Raw genomic sequence first — 1,092 nt, 5'->3', positions numbered from 1 at the left:
CAAAATGGAAAAATAAATTAAGTCATTGTCTTCAAACCTGCCAGAGTGGGGATGATAAAAAGCTCTTTTAACCTCAGGCCCAGCGCAATAACGGCCTTTCCCAGTGTGGTAAGGTAGTACTTGTAGGTGTGTGCGACTTTTTTTATCAGACCATGGGCCCGTAATCGCTTGAGAATTCGAGATATGGTAGATGGGCTTTTATCAGGGAAGAATTGTTGCAGGGACCGGTTTCGGAATCCAGTGATGTTGAACTCACCCCGGGCCATAACGGTGAAGAGCTTCTGGTCATCTTCATCGAAGAAGTTGAACCCTTTGTAGGTCCGATCCTCAGAGGCAATGGTCTGGGAAACTAGGTTCAACTTCTTGATCCCCTGAGTGGGGTCGGAGAGGGTAGAGATGAACTCCAGATAACGGTGGTTGGAGGCCTTGAGTAAGCCAGCAAGGGGAAAGAGACTGTAGATGTTCTTTTTCATCTGGGCTATCTTTTGGGTCTTTGTTCCATCCCGGTGGTTAACCTCACGGTAGTGCTTGAATTGGGAAACATTGTTTACCGTGGTTTCGATTCGGAGAAGGAGGCCGAACTTGTCATACATCTTGATGGAGACTGCACCCATGTGGTGTTTTATCCTCGTTCCGAGAATGCGGGTATTGAAGTTATTTCCCATTTCGCCCTGGTAGTTCCAGTGGAGTTTCCCCCCCAGAAAGGAGGCGATGTTATCCGGTTTGACCGAGTGAATAGCGCATCGGATAAGCGGTTCATAGAGTAGTTTGAGGTCAGACTGTTTCTTGAAGATGATGTCGGTGGCATATTCTGCCTGCATGATACTCCAGCGATAAGAAAAACCATAGCGCTTGATAAAGGGGCAATATCGCTTAAGCAAAGATGTCCAACACCTGATGCAGGTCTTCCACTCTGATTCTATCGCAGAGTTTTTGGGCTTTCTCAAAGTCGCCAATTTCCAGAAAGGTATTATCGTTTAGAACATGAGGGATGGAGTGTTTATTGAGTTTCGTAGCCAACCAGTTGTGCATATTGAAATAGAACTGGAGCTGGAAGGGGCACCAGGTCGGGACACGCAGATAACATAATCC

Annotated in this window: 1 protein-coding gene and 1 pseudogene; both read right to left on the bottom strand. The window is 46.7% G+C overall.

Going from position 1 to position 1,092, the window contains the following annotated elements:
* Positions 1 to 17: 17 nt before the first annotated feature.
* Complete coding sequence (locus HW443_RS11640) at positions 18 to 881, bottom strand: MarR family transcriptional regulator (protein ID WP_258190530.1); 864 nt, start codon at positions 879 to 881, stop codon at positions 18 to 20.
* Positions 874 to 1,092: pseudogene (locus HW443_RS13515) on the bottom strand (MarR family transcriptional regulator); the annotation flags it as partial. The pseudogene HW443_RS13515 and the gene HW443_RS11640, both read right to left, overlap by 8 nt.

The sequence above is a fragment of the Candidatus Hakubella thermalkaliphila genome, from assembly GCF_013281975.1.
GTDB classification, from domain to species: Bacteria; Actinomycetota; Humimicrobiia; order Hakubellales; family Hakubellaceae; genus Hakubella; species Hakubella thermalkaliphila.
Note: the sequence above shows the minus strand (reverse complement) of the source record. Positions and strands in the feature narration are given on the sequence as shown.